The sequence below is a fragment of the Streptomyces sp. NPDC002788 genome, from assembly GCF_053592115.1.
On the sequence record NZ_JBSFVB010000001.1, the window covers coordinates 309,715 to 329,117 of the forward strand.

Genomic DNA, 19,403 nt, shown 5'->3' on the forward strand with positions numbered 1-19,403 from the left:
GATCAGCCCTTCGAGAACATGCCGAGCATGCGGCGGGTGACGGCGAATCCGCCGAAGATGTTGATGCTCGCCAGCAGGATCGCGGCGAACGACAGCACGGTGACGGCGGTGTCCCCGTGCCCGATCTGGAGCAGCGCACCGACCACGACGATGCCGGAGATGGCGTTGGTGACCGACATCAGCGGGGTGTGCAGCGCGTGGTGCACGTTGCCGATGACGTAGAAGCCGATGACGATCGCCAGGACGAACACCGTGAAGTGGCCGAGGAGTTCGCTCGGTGAGAAGGCGGTCACCAGGAACAGCGCGAGCGCTCCGGCGGCGACGAGGGCGTACGAGGCCCACGCCGGGCGTGCGGGCTTGGCCGGTGCCTCCGGGGCGGGCGGGGCGGGTTCCTTCGCCCCGTCGGGGGCGGGTGCGGCGGACACCTGGACCGGGGGCGGCGGCCAGGTCTTCTCGCCGTCGCGGACCACGGTCATCGAGCGCTGCACCACGTCGTCGAAGTCGAGGACGAGCCGGCCGTCCTTGCCGGGCGTGAGCAGCTTCATGAGGTTGACGAGGTTGGTGCCGTACAGCTGCGAGGCCTGGGCGGGGAGCCGGCCGGGCAGGTCGGTGTAGCCGATGATCGTCACGTCGTTGTCGGTGACGACGGCCTTCCCGGCGACCGTGCCCTCGACGTTGCCGCCCTGCGCCGCGGCCATGTCGACGATGACGCTGCCGGGCTTCATGCGCGCCACGTCCTCGGCGGTGATCAGCCGCGGCGCCGGGCGGCCCGGGACGAGCGCGGTGGTGATGATGATGTCGACGTCGGCGGCCTGCTCGGCGTACAACTGCGCGGCGAGCCGGTTGTAGTCGTCCGAGGTGGCCTTGGCGTAGCCGTCGCTGCTCACCTCCTGCTGGGCGCCCACCGTGAGGAACTCGCCGCCCAGGGAGCGCACCTGCTCGGCGACCTCGGGCCGGGGGTCGGTGGCGCGGACGACGGCGCCGAGGCTGCGGGCCGCGCCGACCGCCGCGAGCCCGGCCACACCGGCACCGGCCACCAGCACCTTGGCGGGCGGCACCTTGCCGGCGGCGGTCACCTGGCCGGTGAAGAACCGGCCGAAGGCGTGCGCCGCCTCGACCACGGCCCGGTAGCCGGCGATGTTCGCCATCGAGCTGAGGACGTCCAGGGACTGGGCGCGCGAGATGCGCGGCACGGCGTCCATGGCGAGCACGGTGATCGGCCGCCGTGCCAGCTCCTCGACCAGCTCAGGGTTGAGGGCGGGGCTGATCAGCGCGATCAGCGTCGCCCCGTCGCGCAGCCGGCCGATCTCCTCGCCGGAGGGGCCGTTCACCTTGAGCACGATCTCCGCCTGCCAGGGGTCGCCGAGCCGTGCCCCCGCCTCCTCGTAGGCCGCGTCGGAGAAGCGGGACGAGGCCCCCGCTCCCGGTTCGACCACCACGTCGTACCCGAGCGCGACAAGTCTCCCCACGGTGGCCGGCGTGGCCGCCACCCTGGTCTCGCCCGCAGTGGACTCGGCCGGGATGCCGATCCTCTGGGGTTCAGGTTCCGCTGGGACCATCGTCTGCCTCTCTCGTCGTTCGAGTGTCTGTCCTCCTTGGTGCCCGCATCCTGCACGTTCGACGCGGCATCCGCGGCGGGCCGTGGTCACATGGCCGGGGAGGTCGTCCTCACACGGCCCAGGGGTTGCCGGGAGACGCGTTTCGGGAGTATCCCTGTGCCGCCTGGGGCTGAAGTCCTCTCGTGATGCGACAGTCCCGAGGCGGGCGCCTGGGGCTGAAGTCCTCTCGTGATGCGACAGTCCCGAGGCGGGCGCAGACTGTTGGCTGTGAGCGACACCCGCCCGGGGCGCGGGACCGCGTCCCCCTCCCGATCCGCGCCGCAGCAGACTGTGGCGCTGGCGGCGATGATGTTCGCCGTCGCCATGACCTTCATCGACCAGACCATCGTGTCGATCGCGGCTCCGGACATCGTCCGCGAACTGGATCTGTCGTCCTCCGGCATGCAGTGGGTGGTCAACGCCTACCTGCTGGCCCTCGCGGCGTTCTTCGCCCTGGGCGGGCGCCTGGCCGACCTCTACGGTCCACGCCGGATCGTCGTCATCGGCACACTCGTGTTCGTCATCTCGTCGGTGCTGTGCGGCTGCGTCCCCGACGGCAGCGTCGCGCAGACCTGGCTGATCGTGTTCCGCGCCACCCAGGGGCTCGGGGCCGCCCTGCTCTTCCCCGCGGCCCTCGCCGTGGTCGTGGCGGTGTTCCCGGTCGAGCGACGCGGCCGCGCCCTCGCCCTGTTCTTCGGCGTCACCGGCGCGCTGACGGCCATCGGCCCGCTCCTGGGCGGCTGGCTCACCGGCTGGACCTGGCGGGCCGTGTTCTGGGTCAACGTCCCCGTGGCGATCGTGGCGCTGGTCCTGACAGCCGTGGCGCACATCCCCGACCGCCGGCGGTCCGGCACCCTGGACGTCCCGGGCGCCGCCCTGATCGCGCTCGGCATGGGCCTGAGCGTCCTCGGCTTCCAGCAGGCGTTCTCCTGGGGCTGGGGCAGCTGGGCGACCTGGGTGTGCATCGTCGGCGGCCTCGCGGTGCTGTTCGGGTTCGTCCGCTACGAGCGTCGGGTGCGGCACCCGTTGGTCGACCTGCGGGTCTTCCGGGACAAGGCGTTCACCGTGGACGCGGCGGTGCTGTTCTTCTCGATGCTCGCCTTCGTCCCGCTGTTCTTCTTCACCTCGGTGTACGCCCAGGTGTCCCTGAGTGCCTCGCCGAACCAGGCGGCCCTGTTCCTGCTGTACTTCTTCGTGGGCTTCGCGATCGCCTCGCAGTGGGGCGGCCGGATCCTCGACAAGCAGGGCGCCCGCCCGGCACTGAAACTGGGCACGGCCGTCGGCTGCGTCGGTTTCGCCCTGTGGGCGAACAAGCTCACCGACCTGTCCATGCACGACCAGTGGCCCTACGCGGCCCTGGCCGGCGCCGGCATCGGCTTCGTCCTGGCACCGGCCTCCACGGACGCCGTCAACCGGGCCATCGGCGCCTCCTACGGCGAGGTCACCGGCATCACCCAGACCGTGCGCAACTACGCGGCGAGCGTGGGCCTGGCCGTCTACGGCACGATCCTGACGCACGTCACGACCGACAACGTGACGAACACCCTGGAGTCCAGGGGCATGTCCGCGAGCGACGCGAACACCGTCGCCCGCGACGTCACCGAGTCGGTCACCGGCAACGGCGACTCCCAGGCGCCCACCGGCACGGGCCGAGCCGCCGAGGCGAGCCGGGAGGCGATGTCCGCGATCCGTATGGACTTCGCCGAGGCCAACCAGTGGGTGTTCTACGGCATGGCCATCGCCCTGGGCATCGCCTTCCTGTGCGCGCTGCGCCACCCCGGCGGCAAGGTGAACGCGAGCGCGCCGGTGGAGGAGCCGGTCGCCCGGCGCCACTGACGGCAGCGTCAGGACGTGAACCTCTCGGTCGTACGCTCCTGGGTCTCCTCGGGAGTCAGGTCCTCGATCGTCTGGGAGATCATCCAGAGGTGTCCGAACGGGTCGGCGAGCCGGCCGCCGCGCTGTCCGTAGGGCTGGTCGGCGACGGGGTACACCACCGTCGCCCCGCCGCGCAGCATCGCCTCGGCCACGGCGTCGGCGTCGGTCACGTCGAGGGCCATGATCACGGGGCTGCCGCCGAGCGAGGGCGGCGCCGGGTCGCCGTCGTCGGCGTCCTTGACCGCGATCACCCCGCCGCCGAGACGCAGCATGGCGTGCACGATTCTCCCCTCCGGGTCGGTGTACCGCTCGATCTCCTCGGCACCGAGCGCGGTCCGGTAGAAGTCGATCGCGCGGGGTCCGTCGGAGACCACGAGCCGGGCGTAGAGCCGGGTGAGGGCGGGCTTGCCGCGTGCGTTCGTCATGCCTTCACGATCGCGGGTCCCTGAGCCCGTGGATTGTAGAAAACGGTCGGCCCGGGGGCTCGTCACCCGTCGAGCGGAACGTGGTTCCGCTCGTGCGGTGAGCGCGGTGCGTACGCGGTCGGGATGAGGCCGGCGAGCGCGCGGAACTCGTGGATCAGATGGGCCTGGTCGTGGTAACCGCAGTCCGCGGCGAGTGCGGCCCAGTCCGGCGCCCCGTGCACGGCGTTCACCCTGCGCAGCAGCCGCTGGAAGCGCCGCACCCGCGCATACCGCTTGGGCGGGAGCCCCAACTGCTCGGTGCACCGGCGGGCCAGCCGCCTGGACGTCCAACCGAGCCGGTCGGCGAGCGTCTACACCGCCAGCCAGACCGCCTGGTCCGGCCCCAGCACACCGTCCTCGACCGGGCCGCCGGCCAGGAGGAGCGCGGAGTGTCCGGGCAGCTCGTACGGCTCGGTGGAGAGGTTGACCACGCACACGAAGCCGGGCTCACGGCTGAACGCCAGCACCCCCTCGGGAGCGTCCAGCCAGGTCATGGCGCCGTCGCCCAGGGCGGGGTTTCCCCGGCGGATGCGCAGGGCGGCGCGGTAGAGCTCCAGCATCGAGTTCTCGTCACCGGCCTGGGTTTCGACGCTGAGCCCGGCCCAGTCGTCCGGCTGCGGCAGCCAGGGCACGGCGCCGGCACCGAAGCCGTAGGGGGCGGTCCGGCCGGACCAGGGGATCGGGACGCGGCAGCCGTCGCGGCCCCGGTCGGTGTGGCCGGAGCGTTCCCAGATCGGGTCCTGGAGCGCCGACTCGGGCAGGTCCTCGACCTCGGGCAGCCCCAGTTCCTCGCCCTGGTAGACGTAGGCGCCCCCGGGCAGGGCGAACATCAGCAGGGCGGCGGCGCGGGCGCGCCGGGTGCCCAGGGCGAGGTCGAGCGGGCCTTCGGGTTCGTACCGCGCGTTGACCGTCCAACTCCGCGCCGCGGTACGGCCGTAGCGGCTGGGGTGACGCATGACGTCGTGGTTGGAGAGGACCCAGGTGGCCGGTGCGCCCACCGCGCCGAGCATGCCGAGGGAGTCGTCGATGACCGCCCGCAGGTCCTTGGCGTCCCAACGGCACATGAGGAAGTCGAAGTTGAAGGCGGTGTGCAGGCCGTCCGCCCGGACGTAGGCGGCGAGGCGCTCCGGGGTGTCCGCCCAGGCCTCGGCGACGAAGGAGCGGTCGCCGGGGAACTCGTCGGCGACCTTGCGCCAGGCGCGGTATATCTCGTGCACCTCGTCGCGGTCCCAGTGCGGATGGTCGAGGTGGGGGCGGACCTCGTCCCGGCGGGTGAGCGGGCCCGTCACCGCCGGTTCCGCGCGGGGCGGGAGGTCGGGCAGTTCCGGGTGCTTGATCAGGCCATGGGCGACATCGATGCGGAAGCCGTCGACGCCCCGGCTGAACCAGAACCGCAGGATCGACTCGAACTCGGCGCGCACGTCCGGGTGCTGCCAGTTCAGGTCGGGCTGCTCGGGTGCGAAGAGGTGCAGATACCACTGGCCGTCGGGCAGCCGGGTCCAGGCCGGGCCGCCGAAGCAGGACACCCAGTCGTTCGGGGGCTTTGACCCGTCGGGGCCGCGGCCTGGGCGGAAGACGTAGCGTTCGCGTTCCGGGCTGCCGGGTCCGGCCGCCAACGCCGCCTGGAACCAGGCGTGCCGGTCGGAGGTGTGGTTGGGAACGATGTCGGGGATCACGCGTATTCCGTGTGCGTGCGCCTCCTCGATGAGCTGCTCGGCGTCGGAGAGCGTGCCGAACAGCGGGTCGATGTCCCGGAAGTCGGCGACGTCGTAGCCGTGGTCGGCCATGGGCGACTTGTACCAGGGGTTGATCCAGATGGCGTCCACGCCCAGGGACTGCAGATAGGGCAGTCGGGAGCGGAGGCCGGCGATGTCGCCGACGCCGTCGCCGTTGCCGTCGGCGAAGCTGCGGATGTAGACCTGGTAGATGACGGCATCGCGCCACCAGGGTGCGGAACGGGGCATGTCACTCCTCGGAGAGCACGGGGGCGGTGGCTACTTCGCCGCGCCGGCGGTGAGCCCGGCGACGATACGGCGCTGGAAGAGCAGCACCATGACCACCAGCGGAATGGTCACGACGACGCCCGCGGCCATCTGGCTGCCGAACGGCGTCTGGTAGGTCGTGGCACCGGAGAACTTGGAGATGGCGACGGTGGCGGTCTGCATGCCGGGCTTGTTGGTCATCGACAGGGCGATGAGGAACTCGTTCCAGGCGGCGATGAACGTGATGATCGCGGTGGTGAAGATGCCCGGCGCGGCCAGCGGCACGATGACCTTGCGGAACGCCTGGCCGCGGGTGCAGCCGTCGACCATCGCCGCGTGCTCCAGCTCGTCCGGCATCTGCCGGAAGAACGTGGTCAGGTTCCACACCGCCAGCGGCAGCGTGAAGGACATGCTCGGCACGATCATCGACTGGTAGGTGTTGATCCAGCCGATGTCCGTGAACAGCTTCAGCAGCGGCACGACGATCGACACCACGGGGAACATCGAGGTGGCGATGATCAGGGTGAGGATCAGCCGCTTGAAACGGAACTCCAGCCGGGCCATCGCGTACGCGGTGAACGTGGCGAGGACCAGCGACAGCGCGGTGGTGATGCCCGCGACGATCAGGCTGTTGAGCAGCGCCCTGGTGAACCCCTGCGCCGGGCTGAACACCGAGCGGTAGTTCTCGAAGGACAGCGGGGAGGGGAACAGCGACGTGCTGAAGATGTCGTTGGTACCGCGGAGGCTGGAGACCAGCATCCAGTAGAACGGGGCGAGGCAGTAGGCCACGACCAGGGCGATGCCCAGATACGGCAGCCACTGCCGCCACTTGGCGCCGAGCGTCATGCCGTCACCTCCGGTGCGTGGCGGCGCGGCCCCCTGAGGCGCCGGCTCTTGCTCTTCTTCGTGGCGCCCGCGTCCCCGGTGAGGTCCGCACCGAGCAGCCGTACGAAGGCGAGCGCGATGAGGAAGACGTAGAGGAAGAGGAGGACCGCGTAGGCGGAGGCCGGGCCGAAGCGGACGTTGGACGCCTCGTTCTGGGCGAGCATCGAGAGGGTTTCCACGGAGCCCTTCTGGGCTCCGATGAGGATGTAGGGCAGGTCGAACATGCGCAGGGCGTCGAGGCAGCGGAACAGCACCGCCACGAGCAGGGCGGGCTTCACCAGGGGCAGGGTGATGCGCAGGAACTGCTGGAAGGCGCTCGCCCCGTCGAGCCGGGCGGCCTCGTAGACCTCCTTCGGGATGACCTGCAGGCCGGCCAGGACGAGGAGTCCGATGAAGGGGGCGGTCTTCCACACGTCGGCGATGACGACCGCGATCTTGGCGGAGAAGCCGTCGGCGGTCCACAGCACCTGGTGGCCGAGGAGGACGTTGGCGATGCCGTCGGCGTTGAAGATCCACTTCCAGAGCAGACCGGAGATGGCCGTGGGGATCGCCCAGGGCACCAGGATGCTCGCCCGCACCAGGCCGCGGCCCCGGAACGCCCGGTGCATGATGAGCGCCATGGCCACGCCGATCACGGTCTCCATCGAGACCGTGACGACGGTGAAGAAGGTCGTGTTCCAGAAGGCGTTCCAGAAACGGTCTCCGGCCTGGGTGAAGATGTCGGCGTAGTTCTTCAGCCCGATGAACGGCTCGGTGTTGCTGATGAACCCGGTCTTGGGGTCCAGGCCCTTCGGCCCGTACAGGGACTCGTCGAGCGCCATGAGCGTCGGGTAGATGACGACGATCGTGAGGACCAGCAGGGTCGGTGAGACCAGGAGCGCGGCCAGGCGGCCCGCGCCCGCGGTGGCCCGCGGGCGGGGGCGCTCGGGCGCCGGGGGCCGCCCGGGGCGGCGGGCGGCCGCCGTCCCGGGCCGGTGCGCGGCGGTTTCGGGCGGGATCGCGGTGTCGGCCATGACCCGCGCCCTCACTGGGCCGTCAGCTTCTGCAGGTCGGACTGCAGGTCCTTCAACGCCTGTCCGCTGCTCTTCTTGCCGGTGATGGCGGCGTAGACCTCGTTCTGGACGGCGGCGGTGACGTCGCCGTACTGCACGACGCGGGGGCGCGGCACGGCCTTGGTGATGGACTGCTTGAGGTCGGGCAGGTACGGGAACTGCTTGTCCAGCGCGGCGTTGTCGTACAGGTCCGCGTACGGCGAGGCGAGGGAGGCGTTCTTCAGGAAGTAGGTCGAGCTCTCCTCGCTGGTGAAGAACTTCATGAAGTCCAGTGCCGTGGCCTTGTTCTTGGCGAAGGACGACAGGGCCAGGTTGGAGCCGCCCAGGCTGGAGGCGCCGGGCCCGTTCAGGCCGGGCAGGGGCGCGACGGCGAACTTGCCCTTGATGGCGCTCTTCTGCGCCAGGGAGTACACGTACGGCCAGTTGTTCAGGAAGATCAGCTTGCCGGCCTGGAAGGCCTGGCGGCCGTCCTCCTCCTGGTAGGTGATGGCTTCCTTGGGGATCGTCTTGTCCTTGAAGGCATTGACGAGGAAGTCCAGGCCCTTCTTCGCCTGCGGGGTGTCGACGTCCGGCTTGCCGTTCGCGTCGACGATCTGCCCGCCCGCGGAGTTCACGGCCTCGGCGAAGTTCACCGTGAGGCCTTCGTACTTCTGGAACTGCCCGGCGTAGCAGGACATGTTCCTGGCTTCGGGGAGCTTCTTCACCTTGGCGCAGTCGGCGGTCATCTGCGCCCAGGTGGTGGGCGGTCGGGTGACGCCGGCCTTCTTCAGCAGGTCGGTGCGGTAGAACAGCAGGCCGCCGTTGGAGCTGGCGGGGACGGCGTACAGCTTGCCGCGGTACTTACCGGTCTCCACCACCGGCTGGAGCATCTTGCCGAGCGGGAACTTGTTCGCGGGCAGCGGCTCGATCCACTGGTGGGCGGCGAACTCCGATGTCCACACGACGTCGGTGGCGAGGACCGTGTAGGCGTCGGACTTCGTCTCCGCGTTCTGGATCATCTGCTGGCGCTGGGAGTCGGCGTCCGTCGGCAGCTGGATGAAGGTGACCTTCTCCTTGGGGTGCGCCTTGTTCCAGCGGTTGATGATCGTCTGGACGGTGCCGGTGGTGTCCTTGCCCGCGACATAGGTGATGGGGCCGCGGCCCTTGAACGCCACCGGGGCGGCCTGCGCGGACTGTCCGGAGCCGCTGCCGCCGGATGAGCCGCAGGCGGTGAGGAGGAGCCCGGCGGCGGCGAGCGCTGCGGAACACTGAATCGCTCTGGCGGTGCTGGTCTTCACTGTCTCTCCTGGTCTGACTGAACCGAAGTCGTGTCTGTTCCCCCGGAATGGCTTTGGTCATGAGATTGCGTTGCCACGGCATTCCTCTGATAAAACCCGCAGGTCACAGCAGAGAAGAGGCGTCCCTCCGGGGCGACTTCGATCCTGTCGAGACAACGTTTGCACGCTAGGAGTGCCCCACGGGGAAGTCAATGCACCGCAACGTCGTAAGAGGGCAAGAATCAGGTGAGACAGCGCTGCCAACGCGAGTCGTTCGATGCGATGTCGCTGTGCTAACGTCCAGGCGCATGCCACCAGGTCAGCGACACCCCACGATGGCTGACGTCGCGGAACGGGCCGGGGTCTCCACATCCACCGTCTCGCGCACCCTGCGCGGCCTGTCCACCGTCTCGCCCGAGGTCCGTGCCCGGGTCGAACAGGCCGCCCGGGAGCTGGACTTCGCGGTCTCCCGCCATGCCGCGAGCCTCGTGACGGGCAGGACCCGCAATGTCGCGGTGCTCGTGCCCACGCTCAGCTCGTGGTTCATGGGCGCGGCCCTGTCGGGTCTGGCCCGCGTCCTGCGGGCGGCCGGCATGGAACTGACGGTGTACGTGATCCCCGACATGGCCGAGCGCACCGCGTTCTTCGCGCATCTCCCGGCCCGGCGCAACGCGGACGCGCTGCTCGTGTTCTCCTTCGACCTCACCGAGGAGGAGACGGCCCGGCTGGACGACCTCGCCATGCCGGTCGTCTACGTCAGCCAGCACGTCGACGGACGCCCCAGCGTCTACGTCGACGACATCGCCGGGGCCCTGCATGGCACCCGGCATCTGCTGCACCTCGGCCACCGCCGGATCGCCTTCGTCCAGACCGTGGGTGCGAGCGGTTTCTCCTTCAGCTCGCAGGAGCGGCTGGTCGGCTACCGGCGGGCACTGACCGAGGCGGGCCTGCCGCTCGACGACGATCTGGTGGTCGCCACCCCCTCGGGCGACAAGCGGGGTGCCGCCGAGGCGGTCGGCCGGCTGCTGGGGCTGCGGGAGCCGCCCACCGCGGTCTTCGCCGAGCAGGACGAGGTGGCCGTCGCCGTGATCTGGACGCTGCGTGCGACGCGGATGGAGGTGCCCGGGCAGGTGTCGGTCGTCGGCTTCGACGATCAGCCGATGGCGCAGTGGTTCGACCTGACCACTGTGGCCCAGTCGCCCGCACGGATAGGCCGGGAAGCCGGCGAGCTGGCCCTGTCGCTCATCAACGACCCGGGCGCGGACCGTGAGCAGCACCTCGTGCTGCGGACCCACGTGATTCCCCGGAGCACCACCGCCCCGCCGCCCGTCCCACACAGTGCGCCGGAGCCCCGACTGCCGCCGGGCTGAGGCAAATCCCGCGCGTCGTTCGGCGCCCCTTGCCTAGACTCGGCCGAAACGAGGGGGCTGCCGTATGACCACCGGACGGAACACCGTCGGAGACGTCTTCAGCGCGGGAGCGGAGGGATTCCACCACTGGTCCGGGGCGCTGTGGGACCCGGTCGGCGAGGCCACGGCCGGCGTTGCCGCCCCGGCCGTCGGGGAGTCCGTGCTGGACGCCTGCTGCGGAGCGGGGGCGTCGGCGCTGCCGGCCGCGCGGGCCGTGGGGTCGGCCGGGCGGGTGGACGCCGTGGACCTCGCGGACAGACTGCTGGCCATCGGTGAACGCCGGGCGCGGGAGCAGGGCTTGGAGAACATCCGCTTCCACCACCACGACGTCACCTCGTGGCCCGTACCCGGCGACGGCTACGACGTCGTGCAGTGTGCGCTCGGCGTGTTCTTCTTCCCGGACATGGACCGCGACTCCGCCGCGCTGACCCGGATGGTGCGTCCCGGTGGCCGGTTCGTCGTCACGATCTGGGAGAAGGGGGCGCTCGGCGGCTGGCAGTCGGCGCTGCGGGGCGCCGTCCTGACGGAGCGCGACCTGCCCCGGCCCCCGCAGCGGGAGCAACTGGCCCGGATCGACACCGCCGGCACCCTCGCGGCCTGGCTGAAGGACCTCGGCGGAAGCGAACCGCAGGTGGTCCAGCGGCAGTTCGACACCCCCCTGACCCCGGACTCGGCCTGGGCCCTGGCCACCGGCAGCGGTACGCGCGGGATGTTCGACGGGCTGTCACCGGCCGCCGTCGAGCGCGTGCGCGCCGAGTTCACCGCCCGGCTGACGGCGGACGCGGTCACCGACCTCGACGTTCGCGTCCTGACCGGGACGGCCCGCTTCTCCGGCTGACCGGTCGGCCGGACGGGGCGGCGGGCAGGGGGCGGTGGCCGGTCCGCGCCCGCAGGGTCCGCAGACGCCGCTCAGTTCGAGGGTGTGCTCCAGCTCCGTGAAGCCCGTGGTCTCGGCGAGCCGGGCGGCCCATTGCTCGACCGCCTCCGCGTCCACCGGTCGACTCCGGCCGCAACGGCGGCAGATGAGGTGGTGGCGGTGCTCCCCGGCCGGCCGTCCCAGGTAGAGCCGCTCGCCGCCTTCGTCGCGTACGACGTCCACGAACCCTGCGCGGTCCAGTTCGCGCAGGGTTCGGTAGACGGTGGTGAGGCCGACGGTACTGCCGGAGCCGGCCAGCAGCGCGTGCAGTTCCTGCGCGGAGACGAACTCGCGGCAGCGGCCCAGGGCGTCGAGCACGGCCCGACGCTGCCGGGTGCTGCGCAGGCCCGGCGTCAAGACGCGCCGCGTGACCTGCCCCTTCTCCGCTTCACCCATCACAGGACTCCTCGGTCTGACGGCGCGTCGGTCGGCACACCATGTTAGATGAACATGGTTTTCACGTCGAAGAGTGCGCGGCCCGTACCTCCCGCCCCGCCCGGCGAAACCGTTGCCCGCTCCTCCTGTCCCCCCTGTCCGAACCGTTGACGGGGGTGGGCGCCCCACTTATCTTCTGACCGAATTCATGGCCGAATTCACGAACTGCGTTCGATATCACGGACGGAAGCGGCTCGTGCCCACCCACTGACCCCCTTCTGGAGAACTCCCTTGAGACGCATAGCCGTCCGGCTGCTCCTGGCAGTCCTCGTGGCCCTCGCGACCTGCCTCGCCGGTGCGCCCGCGCAGGCCGCCGTGCCCGACTCCCCCGCCGTCGGCTACACCAACCCGATCGCGGAGAAGCGGGCCGACCCGCACATCTTCAAGCACACCGACGGTTACTACTACTTCACCGCGACCGTCCCCGAGTACGACCGGATCGTGCTGCGCCGGGCGACCACCATCCAGGGGCTGACGACGGCCCCCGAGACCACCATCTGGACCAAGCACGCCAGCGGCGTGATGGGCGCCCACATCTGGGCGCCCGAGATCCACTTCATCGACGGCAAGTGGTACGTGTACTTCGCGGCCGGCGCCACCAACGACGTGTGGGCGATCCGGATGTACGTCCTGGAGGGCACGGGCGCCAACCCGCTCACGGCCACCTGGACCGAGAAGGGGCAGATCAAGACCCAGTGGGAGAGCTTCTCGCTGGACGCCACCACCTTCGTCGTGAACGGCGTGCGCTATCTGGCCTGGGCGCAGCGCGACCCGTCCGTGAACAACAACACCGACATCTACCTCGCGAGGATGGCCAACCCCTGGACGATCACCGGCACTCCGGTGATGCTGTCGCGGCCCACCTACTCCTGGGAGACCGTCGGCTACAAGGTCAACGAGGGCCCGGCGGTCATCCAGCGCGGCGGCAAGGTGTTCATGACGTACTCGGCGAGTGCCACCGACAGCAACTACTGCCTGGGCATGCTCACCGCCTCGGCGAGCGCGAACCTGCTCAGTCAGGCCTCCTGGAGCAAGAGCCCCAGCCCGGTGTTCGCCAGCAGCGCCGCGACCAGCCAGTACGGTCCGGGCCACAACTCCTTCACGGTCTCCGAGGACGGAAAGAGCGACATACTCGTCTACCACGACCGCAGCTACAAGGACATCAGCGGCGACCCCCTGAACGACCCCAACCGCCGCACCCGCGTGCAGAAGGTGTACTGGAACGCCGACGGCACCCCGAACTTCGGCATCCCGGTGGCCGACGGGGTGACTCCGCAGCGCTTCTCCTCGTACAACTTCCCGGACCGGTTCGTCCGGCACTACGACTACCGGGCCCGGATCGAGGCGAACGTCACCAAGCTCGCCGACTCGCAGTTCCGCGTCGTACCCGGCCTGGCCGGCAGCGGCACCGTCTCGCTGGAGTCGGCCAACTTCCCCGGTTACTACCTGCGGCACAAGAACTTCGAGGTGTGGCTGGAGAGGAACGACGGCAGTACGCAGTTCGCGGCCGACGCCACCTTCCACCGGCGCGCCGGGCTGGCCGACTCCGCGGGCGTGTCGTACGAGTCGTACAACTACCCGGGGCGATATGTCCGCCACTGGGAGTACCTGCTGAACGTGCAGGCGGTGAGTACGGCCACCGACCGGGCGGACGCCACCTTCTACGCCCAGTGACCGTGCGGTAAATGCGCGTAATGCCCTGATTGTCTTCCCTGCGGGCGGGCACTCAGGGCATGTGCAGACACGAGAGGGCATGCGACCGGGCAGGGTTTTGCTGACCGGGTGGTTCAGCTTCCGGGACGGGGAGGCGACCGCCGGGGACGTACTGGCCCTGCGCCGGGTGGAGGACGTGCTGCGGGGAACCGGCATCCCCTATGACGTCGCCTGGAGTCCGGGTTTCCGTCCGGAGGCGCTGCATCTGGACCGGCTGTGGCCGGAGGACTACACCCACCTGGTATTCGTGTGCGGTCCGCTGTACGGGCCGCAGGTCGAGGAGCTGCACCGGCGGTTCGCGCACTGTGTGCGGATCGCCGTGGGCACCTCGGTGATCGACCCCGGCAGCCAGGCCGTGACCGGCTTCCACCGGGTACTGCCCCGGGACGGGCCCGACAGCGAGCCGGTGGAGGACCTGGCGGCCCGCGCCCCTCAGGTGCCCGCCCGGCCGGTGGTCGGGGTGATCCTCGCGCACGGGCAGGAGGAGTACGGGCATCTGCGACGGCACGGGCAGGTCGCCGAGGAGGTGACGCGCTGGCTGGCCGTCAAGGACTGCGCCCGGCTGGAGCTCGACACGCGGCTCGACACACACGACTGGCATCTGAGCGCCACGCCCGCGCAACTGCAGTCGGTGCTGGCCCGGCTGGACCTGGTCGTGACCGACCGGCTGCACGGGCTGGTCATCGCACTGCGGGTCGGCACGCCGGTACTGGCCGTGGACCCGGTCGCGGGCGGGGCGAAGCTGACCGCGCAGGCCCGGGCCTGCGGCTGGCCCGCCCTGGTGCCCGCCGAGCGGCTGGACGTTCGGCAGTTGGACCGCTGGTGGGACTGGTGCCTGACCGGCGGCCGCGTGACCGCGCGGCAGATCCGCGACGGGTTCCGGGAGGGAACCGTACCGGACAGCGCGGACCGGCTCGTCGAGGCGCTGGCGCGGCCCGTCCCCGGTTAGCGCGGGGACCGCGCGGGGCACCCGATTGTCATTCCCCGCAGTACGTCCCCCGGGAGAGAAGACGCCTCCGGCCGCCCGGAAGGAGAACCGCGTGTCCATCGGCCGACTTCCCGATCATGAGCAGCGCATCCTCGAGGAGATGGAGCGCGCCCTGCGCCGCGACCGCCGCCTCGACCGCCGGTTGCGCACCGGGCGGCTGAGCCGCCGACCCGACCCTGCCCTGGTGCTGGCCCGCGTGGCCGCCTACCGCCCCCGCGTGGGGACAGTGGCGGTCCTGCTGGCGGTGTCGGTCGGTCTGATGGTGGCCGGCATCGTCACCTCCGATCCAGGTGTCATATGGGCGTTCGCCGCCTTCTGGCCCCTGACCCTGTTCGCCGCCTTCCGGCTGCTGTGCCGGTGGTCGGGCGGCTGAGCGGTCTTCACGGCTGCGGGTCGCCGGGCAGTTCGCCGACGGCGTGCAGGACGTCACCGGGGGTGATGCGCAGGAGCGCGGGGTCGGGGGTCCGGCCGTGCGGGTCGCCCTCCGGGCCGTACCACAGCGCGCGGTGGCGCGGGCCGGGCGGCGGGCCCCAGCGGCTCGGCGCGACCGGTCCGAACAGGGTCACGGAGCGCGTGGCATAGGCGTACGCGAGGTGGGCGACGCCGGTGTCGCCGCTGATCACGGCGTGCGCGTCGGCGACCAGAGCGGCCAGCCGGCCGAAGGGGAGGCCGCCGCCGAAGACGTCGGTGTCGGGCAGGCCCGCCTGCTCGGCGAGCCGCCCCACCAGGTCGGCCTCGCCCGCGCCGCCGGTCACGACGACCCTGAGGCCCCGCGCGCGCAGTCCGTCCACGACGGCCGCGTACCGCTCGACGGGCCAGCAGCGGGCCGGTGACCCGGCGCCGGGATGCAGCACGACCGCGCCGGGCGCCGGGGAGCCGGTGCGCGGGCGGGGCAGGCGCAGGTCTCCGGGGTCGGCGTCGATGCCGTACGCCCGCAGCAGCCGGCACCAGCGGTCGCGCTCGTGCTCCTCCGGGTACCAGGACGGGCCGTCGATCTCGGGCAGGTCGGGGTGGGCGAAGGCGAGCAGCTTCCGGGGGCGCAGCCCCAGGAGCAGCAGGTGACTGGGCGGTCCGTTGCCGTGCAGGTCGACGGCGATGTCCGGGGGCGGGCCGGTCCAGTCGAGCGTGCGGGGGACGGCCCGGCCGGGGGCGAAGGCGGGCAGCAGCCGGTCCACGGCCGCTGTCAGCTCCGCGACCGGAGCGAGCTCGCCCGGTGCGGCCAGGACGAGCTCGTGCCCCGGGTGGGCCCGGCGCAGGGCCCGCAGCGCGGGGACACCGGCGAGGAGGTCGCCGAGCCCCAGGGCGCGCAGGACGAGGAGGCGGGGGCGTGCGGGGTCCGGTGGGGTGCCCGATGTCATGCCAGCAGCCTGCCGTACGCGCACCGGATCCGCCGCGATCGACCCGCTCATCGGGTGCCGTGCGGGGGCCTCGCGCCGGGGTTGCGGGGTCCTCCGTCAGGGCCGGGGACGACCCGGTCCGGGATCGGCGGTGAACGCCTCCTGGATGGGGCGTTCGTCGGCGAGGACCCGGCCCTTCGGCGGCCCGTCGAGCACCGCCCGGACGGCGGTCAGCAGGTCGGGGGCGACATGCTCCGCGTGCCCTGTCTCCGCGGGGCCGGTCCGCCCGTCGGGGACGAGGATGCCGTGGGCGCCCGCCCGGCGCGCGGCCTCCACGTCGGCGCCGGTGTCACCGATGACGACGAGCTCGGCGGGCCGGGTGCAGATCCGTCCGGCCGCCCACAGCAGCATGCCGGGCTGGGGGGTGCGGCAGTGGCAGCCGTCGTCGGGGCCGTGCGGGCAGACGGCGAACACGTCGAAGGGGCCGAGGAGTTCGTCCACGCGGTGGTTGACGCGCCGGACGTCGGCGTCGGTGAGCAGGCCGCGGGCGACGCCGGGCTGGTGGGTGACGACGCCGGTGCGGATGCCGTGCTCGCGCAGCAGCGCGAGCGCCTCGCGGGCGCCCTCGGCGGGGCGTACGCGGTCGGGGTCGGCGTTGTGGGGGTCGTCCTCGACGAGCGTGCCGTCGCGGTCGAACAGCACGGCCTTCACTGGGCTCACTTGCTCAACTCCTCCTGCCGGGCCGAGGTGTGGCGGGACGCCCGGCGCCGGACGACCGGCGCCGGTTCGCGGCGGGCGGGACGAGCACGCCGGCCGCCGGTCGTCACCCGCGCACTCCCGTGTCGCGGGCGGCGGCGGGCCCACGACCGCCGCCGCCCAGCACGGTGGTGCGTTCCGGCATACCGCCGAGAACGCTCAAGGGGTGCTGCGGGGGCCCCGGTTCCGAGGCGGTCCGGTCGCCGGCCAGGCCGTCGTACGACGTCATGGGGGCGGCCCTCCCTCCGGCGACGCACGGGGACTCTACGGTGCTTGCGAGTGCCGCGGTACGGCCTCCTCAAACACCTCGTCGGGCCGGACGGTGAGTGCGGAGGCGTCCCTCCTCGGCGAGCGGCACATCGAGAAGTACCCGGAGCTGGTGCGCCGCAGGGCCGACGAGGCCACGAGGTGGCCAGCCACACCTGGGACCACGAAGTCCTGACCGGACTGAGACCGGAGGAGATACGCGAGGAGCTGCAACACCCCGACGAGGAGATGGCACGGCTCACCGGCCGGCGCCCCACGCCGATGCGCTCGCCGCAGGGCCGCACGAACGGCACCGTGCACGAGATCTGCCGCGAACTCGGCCTGTCCGAGGTGCTGTGGAGCGTGACGGCGAAGGACTGCCTCACGACCGCCTCCGACCTGATCACCCGCCGGGTCCTCGCCGAGTCGTCCCGGGACGGGATCACCCTGCCGCACGACATCTGCGACGGCACGATGCCGGCCGTGCCGGGGATCATCGACGCGCTGAAGGAACGGGGCCATGTGTTCGTGACGGTGCCGCAGTCGCCGGTTCCGGGAAAGGCCGAGCCGGGAAGGTGTACCGGCGCCCCACCGCCGGGATGGGGAGCCGCGACCGCCGCCCCGCGCGGGACCGCGCCCGCCGCGCCGTGCACCGACTCCTGGGTTCCTGACGAGGATTCCCTACGATCGGGATGTGGCGAACATCCAGATCGAGCGCACGGCACCGCTCCCCCTCGACGAGGCGTGGCGGCGGATCACGCGGTGGTCGCGGCACGGTGCGGCCGTGCCGTTGACGGTGGTCCGGGTGATCCCGCCCGGGCCGACGCGTGAGGGTACCGTCGTCGTGGCCCGCTCGGGCGTCGGTCCGCTGGGCTTCGACGACCCGATGGAGGTCACGGTCTGGCAGCCGCCTCATGACGGCGGTCCGGGGATGTGCCGGCTGGAGAAGCGCGGGCGCGTGGTCCTCGGGTGGGCGGAGCTCGAGGTGCGGCCGGGGCCGGGAGGGCGTGCCCGGGTGGTGTGGCGGGAGGAGATCCGGGTCCGGTTCCTGCCGTCGTTCCTCGACGGTGCGGTAGGGCGCTCCGCACGCTACGTGTTCGGGCGGACCGTGAACCACCTGCTCAGACACCCCTGACGAACCGGCGGCCCGCAGGGCGGAACCTTCGTCCAGGAATGAGGGCGGAGTCGGCCGTGGCGAACGGGGGCGGCAGGGAACGCACCCGCACGGACTTCGAGGTGCTGTGCGAGGCCGCCGGCCTGTCCCTCGCCGCGGTCACCCCGCTCCCGGAAGCGGAACCCTTCTCGCTCCTGCAGGCCATGGCCCGCTGACCGGCCGCGTCAGGCCACCGAGCCGATCCGCCCCACCTCCTTCGGCTCCGGCTCGTGGTGGATCGGCGTGTGCGCCCCGGTCAGCGAGACCCCGCTGCCCCCACGCCGCCCGGCGACGATCTCCGACGCGATCGACAGGGCCGTCTCCTCGGGCGTACGGGCCCCGAGGTCCAACCCGATCGGCGAGTGCAGGCGGCTCAACTCCAGCTCGGTGACGCCCGCTTCGCGCAGGCGGGCGTTGCGGTCCAGGTGGGTGCGCCGGGAGCCCATGGCACCGACGTAGGCCACCGGCAGCCGCAGCGCCAGCTTCAGCAGGGGCACGTCGAACTTGGCGTCGTGGGTCAGGACGCACAGGACCGTGCGGCCGTCGACGTCCGTACGCTCCAGGTAGCGGTGGGGCCAGTCGACGACGATCTCGTCGGCCTCGGGGAAGCGCGTCCGGGTCGCGAAGACGGGGCGCGCGTCGCAGACCGTGACGTGGTAGCCGAGGAACTTGCCGATGCGGACCAGGGCGGAGGCGAAGTCGATGGCGCCGAACACGATCATGCGCGGCGCGGGGACCGAGGACTCGATCAGGACCGTGAGCGGTGCTCCGCAGCGAGAGCCCTGCTCTCCGATCTCCAGGGTGCCGGTGCGGCCGGCGTCCAGGAAGGCACCCGCCTCGGCGGCGACCGTGCGGTCCAGTTCCGGATGGGCGCCGAAGCCGCCGTCGCAGGAGCCGTCGGGCCCCACCAGCAGGGCCCGGCCCGTCAGTTCGCGCGGACCCGACACGATCCGCGCGACCGCCGCGGCCTCCCCACGCGCGGCGGCGGTGAGGGCGGAGGCGACCACCGGACGGACCGGATCCGCGGCCCGTACCGGGGTGACCAGGATGTCGATGACGCCGCCGCAGGTCAGACCCACGGCGAAGGCATCGTCGTCGCTGTAGCCGAAGCGCTCCAGGACGGTCTCGCCGTCCCTCAGCGCCTGCTCGCACAGCTCGTAGACCGCGCCCTCCACGCAGCCGCCGGAGACCGAGCCGATCGCGGTGCCGTCGGCGTCCACCGCGAGCGCGGCGCCGGGCATGCGGGGCGCGCTGCCGCCCACGGCCACCACGGTGGCCACGGCGAAGTCACGGCCCTGCTCGACCCACCGGTTCAGCTCCTCGGCGATGTCCAGCATC

19 protein-coding genes and 2 pseudogenes are annotated in these 19,403 nt (G+C 71.7%); 9 read left to right on the forward strand and 12 right to left on the reverse strand.

What is annotated here, in order from left to right; genetic code table 11:
- Positions 1–2 precede the first annotated feature (2 nt).
- Entirely contained in the window at positions 3–1,559 is a 1,557-nt protein-coding gene (locus ACWD1U_RS01385) for a Re/Si-specific NAD(P)(+) transhydrogenase subunit alpha (RefSeq protein ID WP_451103610.1), read from the reverse strand.
- A 345-nt stretch (positions 1,560–1,904) separates the two neighbouring features.
- Between ACWD1U_RS01385 and ACWD1U_RS01390 the strand changes: the two genes are divergently transcribed.
- Positions 1,905–3,434 carry an MFS transporter gene (locus ACWD1U_RS01390; RefSeq protein ID WP_451103958.1) on the forward strand — a complete coding sequence of 510 codons (1,530 nt, stop codon included), beginning with the start codon at positions 1,905–1,907 and terminating at the stop codon, positions 3,432–3,434.
- Between the two features lie 8 nt (positions 3,435–3,442).
- Here ACWD1U_RS01390 and ACWD1U_RS01395 read toward each other — a convergent pair whose 3' ends face one another.
- From ACWD1U_RS01395 to ACWD1U_RS01420, 6 genes and pseudogenes are all read right to left on the reverse strand, one after another.
- A complete protein-coding gene (locus ACWD1U_RS01395; RefSeq protein ID WP_451103611.1) occupies positions 3,443–3,898 on the reverse strand; it encodes a VOC family protein in 456 nt (151 codons plus the stop codon).
- A gap of 62 nt (positions 3,899–3,960) precedes the next feature.
- Positions 3,961–4,233, reverse strand: a pseudogene (locus tag ACWD1U_RS01400) (helix-turn-helix domain-containing protein); the annotation flags it as partial.
- Between the two features lie 15 nt (positions 4,234–4,248).
- Positions 4,249–5,901, reverse strand: coding sequence for a glycoside hydrolase family 13 protein (locus ACWD1U_RS01405; protein ID WP_451103612.1), 1,653 nt, complete (start codon positions 5,899–5,901; stop codon positions 4,249–4,251).
- Between the two features lie 30 nt (positions 5,902–5,931).
- Positions 5,932–6,765: a carbohydrate ABC transporter permease gene (locus ACWD1U_RS01410; RefSeq protein WP_451103613.1), complete on the reverse strand. Its 834-nt coding sequence runs from the start codon at positions 6,763–6,765 to the stop codon at positions 5,932–5,934.
- Positions 6,762–7,817: a carbohydrate ABC transporter permease gene (locus ACWD1U_RS01415; protein WP_451103614.1), complete on the reverse strand. Its 1,056-nt coding sequence runs from the start codon at positions 7,815–7,817 to the stop codon at positions 6,762–6,764. The genes ACWD1U_RS01410 and ACWD1U_RS01415 overlap by 4 nt, the downstream gene beginning before the upstream one ends.
- 11 nt (positions 7,818–7,828) lie before the next feature.
- Positions 7,829–9,133: an ABC transporter substrate-binding protein gene (locus tag ACWD1U_RS01420; protein ID WP_451103615.1), complete on the reverse strand. Its 1,305-nt coding sequence runs from the start codon at positions 9,131–9,133 to the stop codon at positions 7,829–7,831.
- Positions 9,134–9,447: 314 nt separating this feature from the next.
- Here ACWD1U_RS01420 and ACWD1U_RS01425 point away from each other — a divergent pair, with 314 nt between their 5' ends.
- Positions 9,448–10,482 carry a LacI family DNA-binding transcriptional regulator gene (locus ACWD1U_RS01425; RefSeq protein WP_451103616.1) on the forward strand — a complete coding sequence of 345 codons (1,035 nt, stop codon included), beginning with the start codon at positions 9,448–9,450 and terminating at the stop codon, positions 10,480–10,482.
- Positions 10,483–10,546: 64 nt separating this feature from the next.
- Positions 10,547–11,359, forward strand: a complete 813-nt coding sequence (locus ACWD1U_RS01430) for a class I SAM-dependent methyltransferase (protein WP_451103617.1) — start codon at positions 10,547–10,549, stop codon at positions 11,357–11,359.
- Here ACWD1U_RS01430 and ACWD1U_RS01435 read toward each other — a convergent pair.
- Entirely contained in the window at positions 11,246–11,833 is a 588-nt protein-coding gene (locus tag ACWD1U_RS01435; protein ID WP_451103618.1) for a Fur family transcriptional regulator, read from the reverse strand. The genes ACWD1U_RS01430 and ACWD1U_RS01435 overlap by 114 nt on opposite strands.
- 270 nt (positions 11,834–12,103) lie before the next feature.
- Here ACWD1U_RS01435 and ACWD1U_RS01440 point away from each other — a divergent pair, with 270 nt between their 5' ends.
- From ACWD1U_RS01440 to ACWD1U_RS01450, 3 genes are all read left to right on the forward strand, one after another.
- A complete protein-coding gene (locus ACWD1U_RS01440; RefSeq protein WP_451103619.1) occupies positions 12,104–13,546 on the forward strand; it encodes a family 43 glycosylhydrolase in 1,443 nt (480 codons plus the stop codon).
- Positions 13,547–13,625: 79 nt separating this feature from the next.
- The gene (locus tag ACWD1U_RS01445) at positions 13,626–14,534 is read left to right on the forward strand and encodes a polysaccharide pyruvyl transferase family protein (RefSeq protein WP_451103620.1); all 909 of its coding nucleotides are present in this window, start codon (positions 13,626–13,628) and stop codon (positions 14,532–14,534) included.
- Positions 14,535–14,625: 91 nt separating this feature from the next.
- Positions 14,626–14,946, forward strand: a complete 321-nt coding sequence (locus ACWD1U_RS01450; protein ID WP_451103621.1) for a DUF3040 domain-containing protein — start codon at positions 14,626–14,628, stop codon at positions 14,944–14,946.
- Between the two features lie 7 nt (positions 14,947–14,953).
- Here ACWD1U_RS01450 and ACWD1U_RS01455 read toward each other — a convergent pair whose 3' ends face one another.
- From ACWD1U_RS01455 to ACWD1U_RS01465, 3 genes are all read right to left on the reverse strand, one after another.
- Positions 14,954–15,931: a glycosyltransferase family 9 protein gene (locus ACWD1U_RS01455; protein WP_451103622.1), complete on the reverse strand. Its 978-nt coding sequence runs from the start codon at positions 15,929–15,931 to the stop codon at positions 14,954–14,956.
- 96 nt (positions 15,932–16,027) lie between these two features.
- Entirely contained in the window at positions 16,028–16,630 is a 603-nt protein-coding gene (locus ACWD1U_RS01460) for a D-glycero-alpha-D-manno-heptose-1,7-bisphosphate 7-phosphatase (protein WP_451103623.1), read from the reverse strand.
- A gap of 103 nt (positions 16,631–16,733) precedes the next feature.
- Entirely contained in the window at positions 16,734–16,895 is a 162-nt protein-coding gene (locus ACWD1U_RS01465; RefSeq protein ID WP_451103624.1) for a hypothetical protein, read from the reverse strand.
- 99 nt (positions 16,896–16,994) lie between these two features.
- Here ACWD1U_RS01465 and ACWD1U_RS01470 point away from each other — a divergent pair.
- The 3 genes and pseudogenes from ACWD1U_RS01470 to ACWD1U_RS01480 all read left to right on the forward strand — a co-directional run.
- Positions 16,995–17,485 (forward strand): annotated as a pseudogene (locus ACWD1U_RS01470) (polysaccharide deacetylase family protein); the annotation flags it as partial.
- Between the two features lie 121 nt (positions 17,486–17,606).
- Positions 17,607–18,047, forward strand: a complete 441-nt coding sequence (locus ACWD1U_RS01475; RefSeq protein ID WP_451103625.1) for an SRPBCC family protein — start codon at positions 17,607–17,609, stop codon at positions 18,045–18,047.
- A 56-nt stretch (positions 18,048–18,103) separates the two neighbouring features.
- Complete coding sequence (locus ACWD1U_RS01480; RefSeq protein ID WP_451103626.1) at positions 18,104–18,241, forward strand: hypothetical protein; 138 nt, start codon at positions 18,104–18,106, stop codon at positions 18,239–18,241.
- A 9-nt stretch (positions 18,242–18,250) separates the two neighbouring features.
- Here the strand turns inward: ACWD1U_RS01480 and ACWD1U_RS01485 are convergent, their stop codons facing one another.
- Positions 18,251–19,402: an XdhC family protein gene (locus tag ACWD1U_RS01485; protein WP_451103627.1), complete on the reverse strand. Its 1,152-nt coding sequence runs from the start codon at positions 19,400–19,402 to the stop codon at positions 18,251–18,253.
- Between the last annotated feature and the right edge of the window lies 1 nt (position 19,403).

Excerpts from the sequence above, each read along its gene's own strand:
- ACWD1U_RS01385 (WP_451103610.1), bottom strand. The coding sequence starts at position 1,559 with ATGGTCCCAGCGGAACCTGAACCCCAGAGGATCGGCATCCCGGCCGAG.
- ACWD1U_RS01390 (WP_451103958.1), top strand. The coding sequence starts at position 1,905 with ATGATGTTCGCCGTCGCCATGACCTTCATCGACCAGACCATCGTGTCG.
- ACWD1U_RS01395 (WP_451103611.1), bottom strand. The coding sequence starts at position 3,898 with ATGACGAACGCACGCGGCAAGCCCGCCCTCACCCGGCTCTACGCCCGG.
- ACWD1U_RS01405 (WP_451103612.1), bottom strand. The coding sequence starts at position 5,901 with ATGCCCCGTTCCGCACCCTGGTGGCGCGATGCCGTCATCTACCAGGTC.
- ACWD1U_RS01410 (WP_451103613.1), bottom strand. The coding sequence starts at position 6,765 with ATGACGCTCGGCGCCAAGTGGCGGCAGTGGCTGCCGTATCTGGGCATC.
- ACWD1U_RS01415 (WP_451103614.1), bottom strand. The coding sequence starts at position 7,817 with ATGGCCGACACCGCGATCCCGCCCGAAACCGCCGCGCACCGGCCCGGG.
- ACWD1U_RS01425 (WP_451103616.1), top strand. The coding sequence starts at position 9,448 with ATGGCTGACGTCGCGGAACGGGCCGGGGTCTCCACATCCACCGTCTCG.
- ACWD1U_RS01430 (WP_451103617.1), top strand. The coding sequence starts at position 10,547 with ATGACCACCGGACGGAACACCGTCGGAGACGTCTTCAGCGCGGGAGCG.
- ACWD1U_RS01435 (WP_451103618.1), bottom strand. The coding sequence starts at position 11,833 with ATGGGTGAAGCGGAGAAGGGGCAGGTCACGCGGCGCGTCTTGACGCCG.
- ACWD1U_RS01445 (WP_451103620.1), top strand. The coding sequence starts at position 13,626 with ATGCGACCGGGCAGGGTTTTGCTGACCGGGTGGTTCAGCTTCCGGGAC.
- ACWD1U_RS01455 (WP_451103622.1), bottom strand. The coding sequence starts at position 15,931 with ATGACATCGGGCACCCCACCGGACCCCGCACGCCCCCGCCTCCTCGTC.
- ACWD1U_RS01465 (WP_451103624.1), bottom strand. The coding sequence starts at position 16,895 with ATGACGTCGTACGACGGCCTGGCCGGCGACCGGACCGCCTCGGAACCG.
- ACWD1U_RS01485 (WP_451103627.1), bottom strand. The coding sequence starts at position 19,402 with ATGCTGGACATCGCCGAGGAGCTGAACCGGTGGGTCGAGCAGGGCCGT.